At 44.2% G+C, this 285-nt stretch carries 1 pseudogene; it reads right to left on the bottom strand.

Features of this window, described 5'->3' with window-relative positions:
* Positions 1-285, bottom strand: a pseudogene (locus LI162_RS15385) (phosphoglucosamine mutase); the annotation flags it as partial.

Here is a 285-nt window from a genome sequence, read left to right as displayed (position 1 = left end):
CACTACCATTCGCACAGTCAAGTCCGACTCTCATATCCTTGAAAGAACGTGTTGCGAGAGAGATCAGATGACCGATATAACGGTTTCTTCCTGCTGCATAGTCAACTGTACGGCCAATGTTCTCTTTTGTTGCCAGCGGGATTTCATCAATCTCTCCATCGATATAAGCCTCGATCTTTGCCTCAACCTCAGCATCCATCTTATGACCTTCGCTGTTGATTACCTTGATGCCATTATCATAGTATGGATTGTGGCTCGCTGAAATCATAAGTCCACAGTCAAAAT

It is taken from the genome of Mediterraneibacter sp. 210702-DFI.3.120 (assembly GCF_020561005.1).
Lineage (GTDB): Bacteria > Bacillota > Clostridia > Lachnospirales > Lachnospiraceae > Mediterraneibacter > Mediterraneibacter faecis.
Note: the sequence above shows the minus strand (reverse complement) of the source record. Positions and strands in the feature narration are given on the sequence as shown.